Origin of the sequence: Streptacidiphilus sp. MAP12-20 (genome assembly GCF_041262525.1) — a bacterium.
GTDB lineage: Bacteria > Actinomycetota > Actinomycetes > Streptomycetales > Streptomycetaceae > Streptacidiphilus.
Genome location: NZ_JBGCCK010000016.1, coordinates 98,311 through 112,807, shown reverse-complemented (window position 1 = coordinate 112,807; position 14,497 = coordinate 98,311). Strand labels below are relative to the sequence as shown.

Genomic DNA, 14,497 nt, shown 5'->3' with positions numbered 1-14,497 from the left:
AGGCTGAGGAGATGCGGCAGGTGCGATGGCAGAGTCACGGGCGACGTCTGGTGTACGGCAGCGACTGGGTCAACGTCTGGCTTGACGACGTGGAAATCCCCGGAGTGGGCAGAGTCGAGCACCACGTGCTCACCATGCCTCGGGCATCCACGACCGCCGTCGTGACAGACGACAGGGACCGCATCCTGCTCATCTGGCGGCACCGCTTCATCACGGACACCTCGGGCTGGGAAGTGCCGGCCGGATGGGCCGACACCGGCGAGGAGCCAGCCGACGCCATCCGACGCGAGATCGAGGAAGAGACCGGCTGGAGGCCCGGCCGAATCGACCCGATGATCGCCTACGACGCGCTCAGCGGCATCTCCACCATGCGCTTCCACTCGTTCCACGCGACCGATTGCCGCTACATCGGGCCACCAATCGATCGAAGCGAAGCCACCCGCATCGAGTGGGTCCCTATTGAAGAAGTCAGCAAACTGGCGGTCCAAGGGGAGATCGCCGACGGGCCATCGTTGACGGCGATCTCGTACTACCTGGGACCGCACCGATTGGCCAAGCACTGAGGACAGCACACAGAAGAGGCGAAGCCGAAGCACCAGCCAGCGCATCAGGCGCCGCCTGAGGCCGGGCACAGGAGGGTGGCAGGCATCCAGCCCCTTGCCGCCCTCTGCCGCGTACCGGACGGAGCCAGGCCAGCCGCCTACAGGTACAGGCCGGTGCTGGTGCCGTCCGCTTCGCTCACCCGTTCGGATGCCACGGCGTGGATGTCGCGCTCGCGCAGCAGCACGTAGACCATGCCGCGCACCTCGACCTCGGCGCGGTCCTCCGGGTCGTAGAGGACGCGGTCGCCGGGCTCGATGCTGCGCACGTTCTGGCCCACCGCGACGGCCTCGGCCCAGGCGCAGCGCTTGGACAGCTCGGCGGTCGCCGGGATCAGGATTCCGCCGGTCGAGCGGCGGTCCCCCTCCGGCCCCTCGGTGCGCACGAGCACCCGGTCGTGCAGCATCCGGATCGGCAGCTTCTCGCCGAAGGAGTCGTGCTTCTTGGTCTGGTCCGCGTTCACGCAGAAACCTTAGAACGTCCCTGCCTTCAGATCATCACTGCTTCCGGCGGCGCAGCAGGACCAGGCCGACCACCACGGCGCCCGCGACCGCCGCCACCGGCACAATCCGCCCCGCGCGCGGGCGGCCCTTCTCGTCCACGAACTGCGCCTTGGCCTGCTCGACACCACGGTTCAGGGCGACGAAGGCCTTGCCGACCGTCCGGTCCACCCCCGCCTTGGCCTGCGCCTTCGCCTGCCCGACCAGCGTCGAGGGATGCACCGCGACGGCCAGCTCGTCGAGCGTCGCCGCCAGCTGGGCGCGGGTGCGGACGATGTCCGCCTCGATCTGCGCCGCGCTGCGCCTGTCCCGGCTCTCGTCCCTGGTGCTGACCTCGCCCACGAGGACACCCTCTCTCGCTCGCCTGCCGACTGTTACTGCTACCGGACAGTCTGTCAGGTCGCCCCCGGCTCCGCGCAGCGGCACCCCGCGTTCCGCTCTGCTCACGTCACAGCGGAGCGGTACCGTCGCAGCATGAGTGCCCGACTTGAGCCCGGCGACGCCGCCCCCGCCTTCACCCTGTCCGACGCCGACGGCAAGGCCGTCTCCCTGGCCGACCACCTCGGCCGCAAGGTCATCGTCTACTTCTACCCCGCCGCACTGACACCCGGCTGCACCAAGCAGGCCTGCGACTTCACCGACAACCTCGACCTGCTGGCCGAGGCGGGCTACGACGTCATCGGGGTCTCCCCCGACAAGCCCGAGAAGCTCGGCAAGTTCCGCGAGAAGGAGCACCTCAAGGTCACCCTGGTGGCCGACCCCGAGAAGGAGGTGCTCCAGGCATACGGGGCCTTCGGCGAGAAGACCATGTACGGCAAGACGGTGACCGGCGTGATCCGCTCCACCTTCGTCGTGGACGAGCAGGGCAAGATCGAGCAGGCCTTTTACAACGTCCGGGCGACCGGCCACGTGGCCAAGCTGATCAAGGACCTGAAGATCTGAGTCTCCAGGCAACGGAAGACCCCGCCGCGCTGTGCACGGCGGGGTCTTCTGCTGGGCTACTACGGCATCGAGCTGTTCATGGTGTTGATCAGCGTGCCGGAGGAGTCGTCACCCTCGAAGGAGAAGGCGAAGATGCCGCCGAGGCCGTTCGTGGAGGCGTACTGGCCGCGCGCGGTGATCGCCTGCGGGGTGTCGCCGGTGAAGAAGTTGGAGCCGTCGTAGATCCAGGAGCTCTGCGTGGTCGCGTCCCAGTGGACCGTCGAGCCGCTGGTCAGGCCCTTGGCCGCCAGCTCCTTCCAGTCGGCGATGCCCGCCTGCTGGGTGTAGGTCTGGGCCGCGCTGGCGCCGGTCGCCGTCTGGTAGAGGCCGTAGTTGCTGCCCGCCGGGACGCCCGTCCAGCCGCGGAAGTAGAACGGCACGCCCAGCACCAGCTTGGAGGCCGGGAAGCCGCCGGTGATGCCGTAGGACGAGTCACCGGTGGTGTAGTCCTTGATGGTCTCGTCGATGTTGTACTTCGCGGTGCCCGGCGCGATCGCCTTGCTCGGGTCGGCGGCGGAGTTGTGCAGCGGGTCCTGGAGGTTGGTCGGACCCGTCGCGTCCCAGGCGCCGTGCATGTCGTAGGTCATCAGGTCGCCGTAGTCCAGGTACTTCGAGATCGCCGCGGGCTGGATCAGCGAGATCTTGTCCTGGCCGGACGGCAGGGCCGCGGTCAGCATGTAGTGCTTGCCGACGGTCGAGCCGTACGCGTCCAGCTCGCTGCGGAACTCGCCCAGCAGCGCGGTGTAGTTGGCGGTGTCGGCGGCCGAGGTGTGGTTGCCGGTGTGGCCGCCCGTCGAGCCCGGGTACTCCCAGTCGATGTCGATGCCGTCGAAGAGCCCGGCCGCGGAGCCGGCGCCGCCCGAGGCGTCACCCGCGATGTTCGTCGGCAGGTTGCCCTTGATGAACATGTCGAGGCACGAGGAGACGAACTTCTTGCGGGACGCGTCGCTGGCGGCGACGTCGGAGAAGAACTTGGAGTAGGTCCAACCGCCGATGGAGAGGTTGATCCGCAGGTTCGGGTACTTCGCCTTCAGCTGACGCAGCTGGTTGAAGTTGCCCTTGATCGGCTGCGACCAGCTGTCCGCCGAGCCGTCGACGCTGACGTCGCCGGTGTACGACTTCTGGTAGTCCGCGAACGCGTCGCCCGCGCCGTCACCCGCGTTCGGGTCGGACTCGTTGGTGGAGTCCGAGGCCTTGACGGTCTCGAAGCAGGTGAGGTTGGTGGGGTCGATGTTCTCGAAGGCGTAGGTGATGACCTTCATGTTCGCAGCCGCGCCCGAGGTGCCCACGTTCTTCGGGTAGTAGGCGTTGCCGTAGATCGACCACTGGTCGAAGTAGGCCGACTTCATCGCGCCCGTCGGCAACGCACCCGTGGTCGCGGCGACCGCGGCGGACTGCGCCGAGGAGTGGCCGTCCTTGTCGTAGCCCTGGACCGTGAAATGGTAGGCGGTGTTCGGCAGCAGCGAGCTGACGGTGACGCTGGTGCCCATCGAGGTCGCGACCAGGTTGGCGCCGTTGTAGACGTAGTAGCCGGGGACGTCGCCGGTCTGCGAACCGTCGGTGGAGGCGGTCCAGGAGAGCGTGACCGCGTTGCCGGTGACCTTGGCGGTGACGCCGGTCGGGGTGGAGACCAGACCGTCGCCGGTCGGCGCGGTACCGCCGCCGCTGGTCGCGCTCGCCGAGGGGCTGGCGGACGCGGAGGCGGACGCGCTCTGGCTCGGGCTGGCGCTCGCGCTCTGGCTGGGGCTCGCCGAGGCCGAGGCCGACGGGCTGCTGCTCGCCGAGGCCGAGGCGCTCGGGCTGGCGCTGGCGCTCGTCGAGGACGCGCTCGCGGACGGGCTGGAGCTGGAACCGGCCGGGCCGGTCAGCGTGATGTCGTCCGCGTAGTAGGTGCCCTGGCCGTACCAGCCGTGCGTGAAGACCTGCACGGAGGTCGTCGACGCGCCGGTGGTGAAGGTCGTCGACAGCTGGGTGTAGCTGCTCGCGCCCGGGGTCCAGTTGCTGGCGTTGACGCCGGTGCCGGTGGCGCCGATGTAGACGTAGTTGCCCTGGACGTAACCGGCCAGCGTGTAGGTGGTGTTCGGCAGGACCGAGACGGTCTGCGTGCACTGCGCGTTGTCGCTGGAGTTGGCCGCGCCCTGGAGGGCGTGGCTGCCGCCGTGGACGGGGGTCGACACGACCGAGTCGAGGGCGGAGCAGGACCAGCCGCTCAGCGTCCCGGTCTCGAAGTCGCCGTTCGTCAGAATGTTGGTGGAGGCCGCGTGGGCCCCAGTGATACCGGCGGCGAGCGCGATCGAGCCGGCCACGAGCGCCGTGGCGGCGGCCATGGCGGTGCTGCGCTTCATCCTCCGCTCCGGCGTCGTCGGGACGGGCAGGGCACGCTGGTGCATGGTGCTACTCCGTGGGTTGTGGGGGTTACCTTGCGGGGTCTTGCCTGGTGGTGCGGGGTGACCACCCGCGCCGGGGTGTGGGGCCTCCCGGCGCGGGTGGGTCTGAACGGCTGATGTGGGGTCAGCCGTTGAACTGGGTGAGGATCTTCGTGAAGTCGTAGGGGTTCTGCGTCACGCTGGAGCAGGCGCCGTCGGCCCAGTTGTGGGCGACGTTCGGGTCGCAGGCGCGGTCGCGGTTGACGTCCCAGTAGGAGAAGGCCGCGGCGTGGTTCGCCTGGACGTAGCCGAGCAGATCGGTGAAGGTCTGCTGGGTGTACAGCTCACTGCCCTGGTCGGTGTGACCGTTCATCAGCTGCACGGACAGGTGCGACCAGGCGGTGGCGGCGCTCCAGCCGTAGAGCGACTCCAGCTGCGCGGCGGTGTCGGCGGCGATGGCCTCGGCCATGGACGTCTGCGTGCCGCTGGTCAGGCCGAAGTCGAAGTCCATCAGGTTGACCCGGTCGATCCGGGCGCCGTTGCTGATGGCCTGCTTGATCTCGTCCTTGCCGGTGTCCGGCAGACCGACGGTGGTGGCCGGGATGGTCAGCGTGACGAGGAGGTTCGGGTTGGCGGCCTCCAACTGCTTGATCGCGCCCCAGCGGACGGCCATGTTGGAGTCGAGAGCGGTGTTCTCCCAGTCGAGGTCGATCCGCTTGAGGCTGTACTTGTTGATGACCTGCTGGTAAGCGGCGGCGAGCGCGGAGCTGCTCCCGCAGGACGAGCCGAGCTCGGTCCCGTTGTAGCCACCGAAGGAGACCGCGACATCGCCGCCGGCGGCGCGGGCCGCGTTGACGTCGGCGAGCACGGCGGTGTCCGACGCCACCGGCGTGGACGTGCTGCCGCCCCAGGCGGGCGTGCAGCCACCGGAGTCGAGGACGAAGGCGAGGTTGAACTGGTTCTCACCGGAGCCCGCGATGATGTCCGATATGGACTGCGGGGAGTTCTCCAGCGGCATGAAGTAGACGGGGTGGTGGAAGCCCGTGTCCGCGGGCGGCGTCACCGTGCTGCTCGGGCTCGGGCTGGCGCTCGGGCTGGAACTGGCACTCGGGCTGCTGCTCGCACTTGCACTTGCACTCGCGCTCGCACTGGGCGACGGCGTCCCGCCACCACTGGGCGCCGGACCGGTCAGTGTCAGCGAGTCTGCGCCGAACGTCCCCTGGCCGTACCAGCCGTGGACCCAGACGGTCACCGAGGTGGTGTTCGCGCCGGTCGTGAAGCTGGTCGACAGCGTCTGCCACGTGCTCGCGCCGGGCGTCCAGTTGGAGGTGTCGGTGGTGCCGGTGCCGGTGTCGCCGAGGTAGACGTAGTTGCCCTCGACCTGGCCGGAGAGCGTGTAGCTGGAGTTGGGCAGCACTGCGACGGTCTGCGAACACTCCGCGAAGTCCTGCCCGGCGGGGGTCCCGGACAGGGCGTACGAGCCGGCCGCGACCGGACTGGTCACGACCTTGTCATTGGCGGAACAGGACCAGCCGCTCAGCGTCCCTGTCTCAAAGCCGCCGTTCACCAACAACTGCGCGCTCGCCGCCTGCGCCGCGCCACCGGAGAGCGCCAGCCCTCCGACTCCCAGCAGCCCGGCGGTACACGCCGCGAGCACTGCCTTCACCCGTGTGGGGTTCCTGTCGTCCATACCTGCTGCCTCCGCGAGGGACGTCGTCTTCGTACGCCGGCCAAACCCGTGCAGATCCACACCCCCGCCTCCCCAGGCCCCCACACGAACTCCCGGGTAACAGTTGCGCATGGCATAAATTGGCCTGGACCAACCCCCACCGTCAAGACCCCATTTGGCAACGTGTCACTTAAGGACGCTTAAGGTTTGCCAAATGGGCAGCTCACGGCCACCAGGGCGAAAACTGGCCTAGTCCTATTGGTCTCAACCACATGCCCAACTCAAGTCGCTTGAGCGGTGTCCGACACGCATCTACGATGTATGACATGGCCGAGGGAGCACTTCAGCGGGCCGCCGATGCGGGCACCCTCCACCTGGACGCACTCGATCACGCACCCACCGCCGCTCGGCTCAGCCCTCACCGAGCTGCGCGACGCAGAGGATGAGCGTTCGGAGTCCCTGAGCCTCGACTTCGCGCTTGGGAGTCAGCCGAGTCCGATCCGTGACTCACATCACAGATCCCCATAGCGACCCACCCGTTCGCCTCTCGTTGTTCCGTACGAGAACGGATCGGATGCGGCGAGCGAGAGGGCATCGGATCTTCCCCTCGCTTCGAAGGGGGTGGACCATGGCGAACCGTGTGCCCTACACGCGAGAGCGTCTGACGGCGGCCGTTGCTGAAGGCGGCGAGATCGATGACATGCTGCGCCGCCTGGGCAAGGAGCCGAATCGGGACACGCGGCGATACCTGCGCAAGCGACTGTTGGCCTTCGGACTCCTGGCACCGCAGCGTCGTCTGGCCTCCGTCTACACCCCGGAAATGCTCGCCGAAGCGGCGGCAGCCTCGGTCAGCTTTGCGGGGGTCGTGCGCTTCCTGCAGCTACGACAGGCAGGCGGCACCCAGGCCCACATCGCCAGGCGCATTCGCGCCTGCGGGATCGACATCGGCCACTTCACCGGCCAAGCGCACAACAAGGGTCAGCGGCGACCCAAGCTGACCCCCGCGCAGATCTTGACCCAGCGACCGTCGAACGCGAAGCGTGTCCCCGGCTGTCGCCTACGTCAGGCATTGCGCGAGCTTGGGCGCCTGGACGTGTGCGCTGAATGCGGCACCGGTCCCATCTGGCGCGGGAAGCCGCTGTCCCTCGAAGTCGATCACATCAACGGCGACTGGTCCGACAACCGCATCGAGAACCTGCGCATCCTCTGCCCCAACTGCCATGCGATCACGGATACGGACTGCGGTCGCAACAAGCGGCGGACCATGGAGACGACCAGCCACACACTTGAGTAACATGGCCCTTTAGGCGGCTGTGGCGAAGCAGGCAGACGCGCCAGACTTAGGATCTGGTGGTGGAGACACCGTGAGGGTTCGAATCCCTTCAGCCGCACAAGGGCTTTTGCCTTGGAAATGAAGGTCCGCTCCGGATTAATCGGAGCGGACCTTCATCGTTCACGACAGCCGGCGTCAGCCCAGCAGCTCGCGGAGCGCGGGCGCCAAGGCGCGGAACGCCTCGCCGCGGTGGCTGATGGCGTTCTTCTGGTCCGGGGTCAGTTCCGCGCAGGTGACGGAGTAGCCGTCCGGCTGGAGGATCGGGTCGTAGCCGAAGCCGCCCGAGCCGGTGGGCTCGAAGCGGAGGGTGCCGCGCAGTTGGCCCTCGGCCACGCGTTCCGTGCCGTCCGGCAACGCCAGCGCCGCCGCGCAGGCGAAGTGCGCGGCACGGTGGGGGTCGGCGATGTCCGCGAGCTGGGCGAGCAGCAGCTCCAGGTTCGCGCGGTCGTCGCCGTGGCGGCCGGCCCAGCGGGCGGAGAAGATGCCCGGGGCTCCGCCGAGCACGTCCACGCAGAGGCCGGAGTCGTCCGCGACCGCGGGGAGCCCCGTCGCGCGCGCCAGCGCGTGCGCCTTGAGGAGGGCGTTCTCCGCGAACGTCACGCCCGTCTCGGCCACGTCGGGGATCTCGGGGAACGCGTCCGCGCCGACCAGGTCGACCTCCACGCCCGCCGCACCGAGGATCGCCCGCAGCTCGCCCACCTTGTGGGCGTTGCGGGTGGCCAGGATCAGCTTCTGCATCGCGATCGCCGCCTCAGCCCTCGAGGACCTTGCGCTGGATCGCGTCCAGCTCGGCGCAGCCGAGCTGGCCGAGGTCCAGCAGCTGGTTCAGCAGGTCGCGGTCGAAGGGCGCGCCCTCCGCCGTGCCCTGGACCTCGACGAAACGGCCGTCGCCGGTGCAGACAATGTTCATGTCGGTCTCGGCGCGGACGTCCTCCTCGTAGCAGAGGTCCGTCATCGGCACGCCGCCCACGATGCCGACGCTGACCGCCGCCACGGAGCCAACGATCGGCTCGGCCTTCGCGCGCGTGATCTTCTTCTCCTGCGCCCAGCGCACCGCGTCGACCAGCGCGACGTACGCGCCGGTGATCGCTGCCGTACGGGTGCCGCCGTCCGCCTGGAGCACGTCGCAGTCGAGCGCGATCGTGTTCTCCGACAGCGCGCGCAGGTCGATGACGCCGCGCAGCGAGCGCCCGATCAGGCGGCTGATCTCGTGCGTCCGCCCGCCGATCTTGCCGCGCACGGACTCGCGGTCGCTGCGGGTGTTCGTGGAGCGCGGCAGCATCGCGTACTCCGCGGTCACCCACCCCTCGCCGCTGCCGCGCCGCCAGCGCGGCACGCCTTCGGTGACGCTGGCGGTGCAGAGCACCTTGGTGTCGCCGAAGGAGACGAGGACAGAACCCTCGGCGTGCTTGCTCCATCCGCGTTCGATGGTGATGGGGCGGAGCTGTTCGGAGCTGCGGCCGTCGATACGAGTCATGCCCTCGACCCTACCGAAAGCACCGATACGTCACGGACGGCCCGCGCGGCATGGCGCGGGCCGTCCGTGGTGCCCCTCGCGAGGGCGGTCAGCCGATGGAGCCGGACGGAGAATCCGTCACTCCATCATGTCTTCGATGTCGGCGGCGATCGGGTCCGCGTCCGTGCCGATGACGACCTGGATCGCGGTGCCCATCTTGACGACGCCGTGTGCCCCCGCGGCCTTCAGCGCGGCCTCATCGACGAGGGAGGAGTCCTTCACCTCGGTGCGCAGGCGGGTGATGCAGCCCTCGACCTCTTCGATGTTGTCGATGCCGCCGAGTCCCGCGACGATCTTCTCAGCCTTGCTGGCCATCTGGTTCTCCTGTTCTAACCGGGACACCCAGTCTTATGGCAGTTATCCCGAGATGTCACGTTAACGCACAAATGGCCCAACTTCGCGAGCGAAGATCTAAAAGCGGCCTAAGGATGTGCACTACGGGGCACACCTCACACCTAACTGGTCTACACCAATCACCCGGGCAGGCCAAAAACAGGAGGGGAAGAGGGGGACCCGACTCCGCCCACGAGAAACAGGGAGAAGTCGAGATGAGTACGGCGCAAGCCACCGCGGGCCCATCCGCCTGGCAGACGTTCTACAGCGGCATGCAGAAGATGGGCCGAAGTCTTCAGCTCCCGGTAGCAGCCCTCCCGGCGGCCGGCCTGTTGAACGCGCTCGGCCAGGACGACGTGTTCGGCAAAACCGGTCTCGGCTGGGACAACGTCGCCAAGGTCTTCAATGCAGCCGGCGGCGCGCTGCTCAACGCCTACATCGGCCTGCCGCTTCTGTTCTGCATCGGCGTGGCCATCGGCATGGCGAAGAAGGCGGACGGCTCCACCGCGCTCGCGGCGGTAGCCGGATTCCTCGTCTACCGCGCCGTCCTGGACGCCTTCCCGACCAAGGAGAGCCTGGCCGCGCACCTCCCCTACCCCGGCCAGAATCCCGGTGTGCTGGGCGGCATCCTGCTGGGCCTGATCACCGGCTTCCTGTGGCAGCGCTTCCACCGCACCAAGCTGCCCGACTGGCTCGGCTTCTTCAACGGCCGCCGCCTCGTCCCCATCATCATGGCCGGCGTCGGGCTCGCCCTCGCGGTCATCTTCGTCAACCTGTGGCCGCCGATCGGCTCCGGACTCAACAGCTTCAGCAACTGGCTTACCAGCCTGGGTTGGTTCGGCTCCGGCATCTTCGGCGTGGCCAACCGCCTGCTTCTGGTGATCGGCATGCACCAGCTGCTCAACACCTACGTGTGGTTCCAGTACGGCACCTGGCACTACCAGGGGCAGACCTACCAGGGAGACATCCCGCGCTTCCTGCACCACGATCCGAGCGCGGGCATCTTCACCACCGGCTTCTTCCCGATCATGATGTTCGCCCTCCCCGCCGCCGCCCTGGCGATGGCGCACTGCGCCCGCCCGGAGCGCCGCAAGGAAGTGACCGGGATGATGATCTCCCTCGGTCTGACCTCCCTCATCACCGGCGTCACCGAGCCGATCGAGTTCTCCTTCGCCTACCTCGCCCCGGCGCTCTACGGTCTTCACGCACTGCTGACCGGTTGTTCCATGGCGATCACCTGGGCACTCGGCGTCCATGACGGCTTCAGCTTCTCGGCCGGCCTGATCGACTACGGGCTCAACTGGAGCCTCGCTACCAAACCCTGGATCATCCTCCCGGTCGGCGTGGTGTTCGCCGTCGTCTACTACGCGCTTTTCCGCTTCGTCATCACCAGGTTCGACCTGAAGACGCCCGGCCGCGAGCCCGAGGACGAAGACACCGAGGTCGGCATCACGAAGGACTGACCGAGCACGTCGCGCAGTCCCGCGCAAGGGTCCCTGGGAATCACTTCCCCGGGACCCTTGTCACGTTCCGCGCGGACCGCCGCCCCGAAGTTGATAACGATGGGCGGATCTACCCCGGAATCCCCTACTCGCCGCTTATTCACCTTGATAGGACAGGTCTAGACCACGCCGCCGTGGCCCGACCGATCCGCACCCAAGGGGAACCATGAGCGCGACCACCGCACCTCCCGAACTGAGCGCCAAGCCCGAGCCCGGGCCCAAGCCCGGCGCCGGTCTGCTCCAGGGCATGCAGAAGATCGGCCGCAGCCTCCAGCTGCCGGTCGCCGTGCTGCCCGCCGCAGGCATCCTGATGCGGTTGGGCCAGGAGGACGTCTTCGGCGCGAAGGGTCTGCACTGGGGCAGGGTCGCCGACGTGTTCAGTGCCGCCGGTGGCGCGCTCTTCGACAACCTGCCGCTGCTCTTCTGCGTCGGCGTCGCGATCGGCTTCGCCAAGAAGGCGGACGGCTCCACCGCGCTCGCCGCGCTCGTCGGCTACCTGGTCTTCAAGAACGTGCTGACGGTCTTCCCCATGGCCGGTACGGTCACCGCGGCGCTGCCGGCCGGCAAGCCGCAGGACCCGGGGGTCCTCGGCGGCATCGTGGTCGGTCTGCTCTCGGCCATCCTGTGGCAGAAGTACCACCGCACCAAGCTGGTCGACTGGCTCGGCTTCTTCAACGGCCGCCGCCTCGTCCCGATCATCATGGCCTTCGTCGGCACGATCCTCGGCGTGGTGTTCGGTCTGGCCTGGGGCCCGATCGGCAGCGGCCTGGAGCACTTCGGCAGCTGGCTGACCGGTCTCGGCGCGCTCGGGGCGGGCATCTTCGGCGTCACGAACCGCCTGCTCATCCCGGTCGGCATGCACCAGTTCCTGAACACCTTCTTCCAGCAGACGGTCGGCTCCTACACCGATGCCCACGGCAAGGTCTGGCACGGCGAGATCCCGCGCTTCATGCACGGCGACCCGACGGCGGGTCAGTTCCTCACCGGGTTCTTCCCGATCATGATGTTCGCCCTCCCCGCGGCCGCCCTCGCGATCGCGCACTGCGCCCGCCCGGAGCGCCGCAAGGCGGTGACGGGCATGATGGTCTCCGTCGGTCTGACCGCGTTCGTCACCGGCGTGACGGAGCCGATCGAGTTCTCCTTCATGTTCATCGCCCCGGTCCTCTACGGCATCCACGCGCTGCTGACCGGCGTCTCGATGGCGGTCACCTGGGCCATGGGCGTCCACGACGGGTTCACCTTCTCCGCCGGTCTGATCGATTACGGGCTCAACTGGAGCCTGGCCACCAAGCCCTGGATGATCATCCCGATCGGGCTGGTCTTCGCGGTGATCTACTACGCGCTCTTCCGCTTCGCGATCACGAAGTTCAACCTGCAGACCCCCGGCCGCGAGCCCGAGGGCGAGATCGAGGACGTCACCAAGGCGTAAACGGAGGCCAGCGCTCCGAAACATCACAACTCCGACACGGAGGGGCCTCGGTCCATAAAGCCGTGCTAAGAATGGTCTACACCACATGGTCTAAACCACTGTGGTGTAGACCATTCTTATCGTTAGGGAACACCATGAGCGCAACCACCGCCGGCACGGTGGCCCCCGCAAAGAAGCGGGGCGCGGGCCCCCTCCAAGGCCTCCAGAAGCTCGGCCGCAGCCTCCAGCTGCCGATCGCCGTCCTCCCGGCGGCGGGCATCCTGCTCCGTCTCGGCCAGGACGACGTCTTCGGCCCCAAGGGTCTGCACTGGGGCAAGGTCGCCGCCGTCTTCGCCGCCGCCGGACACGGCGTCTTCGACAACATGCCGCTGCTCTTCTGCATCGGCGTGGCCATCGGCTTCGCCAAGAAGGCGGACGGCTCCACCGCGCTCGCCGCGATGGTCGGCTACCTGGTGTTCAAGCAGGTTCTGACCGTCTTCCCGCAGGCCGGCACCGTCACCGCCGCTCTCCCTGACGGCAAGCCGCAGGATCCCGGCGTCCTGGGCGGCATCGTGATCGGCCTGCTGGCCGCCGTGCTGTGGCAGAAGTACCACCGGACCAAGCTGGTCGACTGGCTCGGCTTCTTCAACGGCCGCCGCCTCGTCCCGATCCAGATGGCCTTCGTCGGCACCCTGGTCGGCGTGGTCTTCGGTCTGATCTGGGGCCCGGTCGGTTCCCAGCTGGACCACTTCTCCAACTGGCTGATCGGCCTCGGCCCGCTGGGCGCCGGGATCTTCGGCTTCGTCAACCGCCTGCTGCTGCCGATCGGCATGCACCAGTTCGTGAACACCTTCTTCTGGCAGCAGGTCGGCACCTATCACGGTGTCCACGGCGACCTGAACCGCTTCTTCGCGGGCGACCCGAGCGCCGGTCAGTTCATGGGCGGCTTCTACCCGATCATGATGTTCGGCCTCCCGGCCGCCGCGCTGGCGATCGTGCACACCGCGCGCCCGGAGCGCCGCAAGGTCGTCGCGGGCATGATGCTGTCGGTCGCGCTGACCGCCTTCGTGACCGGCGTGACCGAGCCGATCGAGTTCGCGTTCATGTTCATCGCGCCGGTGCTCTTCGTGATCCACGCGCTGCTGACCGGTGTCTCCATGGCGGTCACCTGGGCGCTGGGCGTCCACCACGGCTTCACCTTCTCGGCGGGCCTGCTGGACTACGTGCTCAACTGGAACCTCGCCACCAAGCCGTGGCTGATCATCCCGATCGGCCTGGTCTTCGCGGCGGTCTACTACACCGTGTTCCGCTTCGCCATCGTGAAGTTCAACCTCACCACCCCGGGCCGTGAACCCGAGGAGCAGATCGAGGACGTGACGAAGGCCTGACGGCCTGAAGGACCGGGACGTAACACCCCGTCAGAGTTCGTACAGCGCGCCCGGTCGAGCCAGCTCGACCGGGCCGTCGTATGCCTCGGCCGCGTCCAGCGCGTTGCGCTGCGGGTCCGTCCACGGGGGGATGTGCGTCAGCACAAGACGGCCGACGCCGGCGCGCGCCGCCAGCTCGCCGGCCTGGCGGCCGTTGAGGTGCACGTCGACGTACTCCTCCTTGCCGTGCGTGTACGCGGCCTCGGAGAGCAGCAGGTCGGTGCCCTCGGCGAGGGTGACCAGTTGCTCGCAGGGGCCGGTGTCGCCGGTGTAGACGAACGAGCTCCCGCCGTGTGCGATCCGGAAGCCGTATGCCTCGACCGGGTGGGCGACGCGCACGGCCGTGATCGTCAGCGGGCCCAGCTCGAAGCTGCCCTCGCGCAGGGTGTGGAAGTCGAAGACCTCCTTCATCCCCGGGTGCTCGTCCATGTCGTACGCGCGCGCCAGCCGCTCGGCCGTGCCGGCCGGGCCGAAGACCGGCACCGGGTCCGGGCAGCCCTCGACGCGGTAGTTGCGGGCGACGTAGTACGCGCACATGTCCACGCAGTGGTCCGCGTGCAGATGGCTCAGCAGGACCGCGTCGACGTCGTAGAGCCCGGTGTACTTCTGCAGCGCACCGAGCGCGCCGTTGCCCAGGTCGACCACGAGCCGGAAGCCGTCCGCCTCGACCAGGTAGCAGGAGCAGGGCGAGTCAGCCGAGGGAAAGCTCCCGGAGCTCCCCACCACCGTCAGTTCCATGCCGCGCCCTCCGCGTGCTCACACACACGGCACCATTGCCGTGAGGTCGTGAGTTCGTGAGGTTCGAGAGTAAGGCGGCAGCGGGCTCGCGCTCCCGCCCACGGGGCCGGTTGTGGTCGGAATC

14 protein-coding genes and 1 tRNA gene are annotated in these 14,497 nt (G+C 68.2%); 7 read left to right on the top strand and 8 right to left on the bottom strand.

Annotated elements, in window-relative coordinates; all coding sequences use genetic code 11:
* The first annotated feature begins 11 nt into the window (after positions 1-11).
* A complete protein-coding gene (locus ABIA32_RS22240) occupies positions 12-563 on the top strand; it encodes an NUDIX hydrolase (protein WP_370098186.1) in 552 nt (183 codons plus the stop codon).
* A gap of 137 nt (positions 564-700) precedes the next feature.
* On the opposite strand, the gene ABIA32_RS22235 is transcribed toward ABIA32_RS22240, so the two are convergent.
* Complete coding sequence (locus ABIA32_RS22235) at positions 701-1,006, bottom strand: co-chaperone GroES (RefSeq protein WP_370098352.1); 306 nt, start codon at positions 1,004-1,006, stop codon at positions 701-703.
* A gap of 91 nt (positions 1,007-1,097) precedes the next feature.
* Complete coding sequence (locus tag ABIA32_RS22230) at positions 1,098-1,442, bottom strand: DUF3618 domain-containing protein (protein ID WP_370098183.1); 345 nt, start codon at positions 1,440-1,442, stop codon at positions 1,098-1,100.
* Positions 1,443-1,574: 132 nt separating this feature from the next.
* On the opposite strand from ABIA32_RS22230, the gene bcp reads away from it, so the two are divergent.
* Positions 1,575-2,042 (top strand): thioredoxin-dependent thiol peroxidase, encoded by a 468-nt coding sequence (gene bcp, locus ABIA32_RS22225; protein ID WP_370098181.1) that lies wholly within the window; start codon positions 1,575-1,577, stop codon positions 2,040-2,042.
* 59 nt (positions 2,043-2,101) lie between these two features.
* Here bcp and ABIA32_RS22220 read toward each other — a convergent pair whose 3' ends face one another.
* Both ABIA32_RS22220 and ABIA32_RS22215 read right to left on the bottom strand, forming a co-directional pair.
* On the bottom strand, positions 2,102-4,471 hold the full coding sequence (locus ABIA32_RS22220; RefSeq protein WP_370098179.1) for a glycosyl hydrolase family 18 protein: 2,370 nt from the start codon (positions 4,469-4,471) through the stop codon (positions 2,102-2,104).
* A gap of 121 nt (positions 4,472-4,592) precedes the next feature.
* A complete protein-coding gene (locus ABIA32_RS22215) occupies positions 4,593-6,137 on the bottom strand; it encodes a carbohydrate binding domain-containing protein (protein WP_370098176.1) in 1,545 nt (514 codons plus the stop codon).
* A gap of 607 nt (positions 6,138-6,744) precedes the next feature.
* Here ABIA32_RS22215 and ABIA32_RS22210 point away from each other — a divergent pair.
* Both ABIA32_RS22210 and ABIA32_RS22205 read left to right on the top strand, forming a co-directional pair.
* Entirely contained in the window at positions 6,745-7,410 is a 666-nt protein-coding gene (locus tag ABIA32_RS22210) for an HNH endonuclease signature motif containing protein (protein ID WP_370098173.1), read from the top strand.
* A gap of 13 nt (positions 7,411-7,423) precedes the next feature.
* A tRNA-Leu gene (locus ABIA32_RS22205) sits at positions 7,424-7,507 on the top strand.
* A gap of 77 nt (positions 7,508-7,584) precedes the next feature.
* On the opposite strand, the gene rdgB is transcribed toward ABIA32_RS22205, so the two are convergent.
* The 3 genes from rdgB to ABIA32_RS22190 form a co-directional block, all read right to left on the bottom strand.
* Positions 7,585-8,187: an RdgB/HAM1 family non-canonical purine NTP pyrophosphatase gene (gene rdgB / locus ABIA32_RS22200; protein ID WP_370098170.1), complete on the bottom strand. Its 603-nt coding sequence runs from the start codon at positions 8,185-8,187 to the stop codon at positions 7,585-7,587.
* 13 nt (positions 8,188-8,200) lie between these two features.
* Positions 8,201-8,926 (bottom strand): ribonuclease PH, encoded by a 726-nt coding sequence (gene rph, locus ABIA32_RS22195; RefSeq protein ID WP_370098167.1) that lies wholly within the window; start codon positions 8,924-8,926, stop codon positions 8,201-8,203.
* 117 nt (positions 8,927-9,043) lie between these two features.
* Positions 9,044-9,280: a glucose PTS transporter subunit EIIB gene (locus ABIA32_RS22190; RefSeq protein ID WP_037605368.1), complete on the bottom strand. Its 237-nt coding sequence runs from the start codon at positions 9,278-9,280 to the stop codon at positions 9,044-9,046.
* A gap of 233 nt (positions 9,281-9,513) precedes the next feature.
* Between ABIA32_RS22190 and ABIA32_RS22185 the strand changes: the two genes are divergently transcribed.
* From ABIA32_RS22185 to ABIA32_RS22175, 3 genes are all read left to right on the top strand, one after another.
* Positions 9,514-10,761 carry a PTS transporter subunit EIIC gene (locus ABIA32_RS22185; RefSeq protein WP_370098164.1) on the top strand — a complete coding sequence of 416 codons (1,248 nt, stop codon included), beginning with the start codon at positions 9,514-9,516 and terminating at the stop codon, positions 10,759-10,761.
* 205 nt (positions 10,762-10,966) lie between these two features.
* Entirely contained in the window at positions 10,967-12,229 is a 1,263-nt protein-coding gene (locus ABIA32_RS22180) for a PTS transporter subunit EIIC (RefSeq protein WP_370098161.1), read from the top strand.
* Between the two features lie 134 nt (positions 12,230-12,363).
* On the top strand, positions 12,364-13,596 hold the full coding sequence (locus tag ABIA32_RS22175; protein WP_370098158.1) for a PTS transporter subunit EIIC: 1,233 nt from the start codon (positions 12,364-12,366) through the stop codon (positions 13,594-13,596).
* 30 nt (positions 13,597-13,626) lie between these two features.
* Here the strand turns inward: ABIA32_RS22175 and ABIA32_RS22170 are convergent, their stop codons facing one another.
* Entirely contained in the window at positions 13,627-14,373 is a 747-nt protein-coding gene (locus ABIA32_RS22170) for an MBL fold metallo-hydrolase (protein WP_370098155.1), read from the bottom strand.
* Positions 14,374-14,497 lie beyond the last annotated feature (124 nt).